Here is a 1,510-nt window from a genome sequence, read left to right on the forward strand (position 1 = left end):
CGCTTAATAGTCACCCTCCTACCCCGCCTCATTTTTTGTGACGGCGGACAAGGACGCAGCCCGCAAAAAAGCCACTGGTCATACACAGGTACGTTACCATGCATTATAACAGACAGACATCCAATGAATAAGCAGACTACAAAAAGAATTTTTATCCTCGTAATATCCGGATTGTTAATCTATGCGGGATATTGGATATATGAAATGTATCAATTTGCTAATGGAGTAAAGGAAGACACGCCAAGATTTATTGAAAACTTACTTAAAAACGAAATCCAAAATGGAGATATTATTTTCCAGATTTCAACATCAGAACAAAGTAAAGCAATTCAGATTGCAACTGGTTCAAAATACAGTCATATGGGAATTATTTACAAACTAGAAAATGATTTTTTTGTTTATGAAGCTGTGCAGCCTGTAAAACTGTCACCATTAAACGAATGGATTAATCGAGGAGAAAATGCACATTATGTTGTTAAACGGATTAAAAATTCTGAGAACTTATTGACTCCTGAGACTTTAACGAAAATGAAAGAGATTGGCGAAAAATATGCAGGAAAAGACTATGATTTGTATTTTGAGTGGTCTGATTCAAGAATTTATTGTTCCGAATTGGTCTGGAAAATATACAAAGAGGCGGTTGGACTTGAAATTGGAGAACTTGAAAAATTAGGTGATTTCAACCTTACTGATAAAGCTGTAAAACAGAAACTAATGGAAAGATACGGAGATAATATTCCGAAAGAAGAATTAGTGATTTCTCCTGCATCAATGTTTAAATCAGACCAATTAATTACTGTCTTTGAGAATTGATAGGAAAAATGAAAATAACAGAAGCCTCCATAGCGGACATAAAAGAAATAACACAATTGTTTTACGAGACGATTCAGGAAATCAATTCAAAGGATTATCCCAAGGACGAAATTGATGATTGGTCATCTTGGCATGAAGATGTTGATAGATGGGCTGAAGAGATTGTGAAATTTTATTTTATTGTTGCGAAATTAGATGCCAAGATTGTCGGGATTGCTTCACTCGCAACTGATGGATATTTGGATTTAATGTTTGTGCATAAGGATTTTCAAAGACAGGGAATAGCAAAGAAATTATTAGACGAAATTGAGAAGAAAGCTTCTGAACAACAAAATGATTTAATCTACTCAGATGTTAGTATTACGGCAAAGGGATTTTTTGAAAAATATGGATTTAAAGTTGAAAAGCAACAATTGAAAAAATCTAAAGAGAAAGAGCTGATTAATTTCAAAATGACGAAGAAAATGACGAAGAATAACGCATGGTAACATCATATATAAAATATTGGTGTTTAGGTGCTTATGCGAATCTTTCTGCCCCGCACCAACTTTTGTAACGGCAGACAAAGACGCACACCGCAGCCCCAACATTTCATATATGTGACCGTTGTAACACATAAAAAGACACATCTGTATATATAAGTTGGCGTTGATACTTAAAAGAAGAAATGACCAGACTGTCAAAAATTTGGAGTGAA

2 protein-coding genes are annotated in these 1,510 nt (G+C 34.4%); both read left to right on the plus strand.

The features are described 5' to 3' along the window. On the plus strand, positions 1 to 813 hold an 813-nt coding region (locus tag B5X70_RS17685; protein WP_234995099.1), incomplete at its 5' end, for a YiiX family permuted papain-like enzyme. An 8-nt stretch (positions 814 to 821) separates the two neighbouring features. Further along, complete coding sequence (locus tag B5X70_RS17690; RefSeq protein WP_079559230.1) at positions 822 to 1,301, plus strand: GNAT family N-acetyltransferase; 480 nt, start codon at positions 822 to 824, stop codon at positions 1,299 to 1,301. Positions 1,302 to 1,510: the final 209 nt, after the last annotated feature.

This window comes from Alkalitalea saponilacus (assembly GCF_900168165.1).
Classification (GTDB): Bacteria; Bacteroidota; Bacteroidia; order Bacteroidales; family Marinilabiliaceae; genus Natronoflexus; species Natronoflexus saponilacus.

What these genes read in the sequence shown, in the direction of transcription:
- B5X70_RS17690 (WP_079559230.1), top strand. Translation starts at nt 822, where the DNA reads ATGAAAATAACAGAAGCCTCCATAGCGGACATAAAAGAAATAACACAA.